Origin of the sequence: Comamonas sp. GCA5 (assembly GCF_036541385.1) — a bacterium.
GTDB classification, from domain to species: Bacteria; Pseudomonadota; Gammaproteobacteria; order Burkholderiales; family Burkholderiaceae_C; genus Comamonas; species Comamonas aquatica.
In genome coordinates this window covers 1-238 of sequence record NZ_JAZHFR010000291.1, presented here as the reverse complement: position 1 = coordinate 238, position 238 = coordinate 1, and the positions used below count along the sequence as shown (strand labels likewise).

The 238-nt window shown below is 58.0% G+C and carries 1 pseudogene; it reads right to left on the bottom strand.

Features of this window, described 5'->3' with window-relative positions:
- Positions 1 to 238 (bottom strand): annotated as a pseudogene (locus tag SJH88_RS19670) (IS21 family transposase); the annotation flags it as partial.

The following is a 238-nucleotide window of genomic DNA, read 5'->3' as shown; positions in this document are numbered from 1 at the left end:
CTTCGCCAGCGCCGAAGACCAGGGGCACAAAAACGCCTCGCCCTGATGTCTGCTCAGTCGCATGACACTGAGCCTTCCACACTCTGGCAAAGGCAGCGACTCGGTTGTAGGAGCCTGTGTAGCCCAATGCCTGCAAGTCCAGAAACATCTGCTTGATCGTGCGCCGCTGCTTGCGAGAGCGATTGGCTTCTGTGCGCAACCAGCCAGACAGCTTGCAGGCAAATGGATCAAGCTTGGT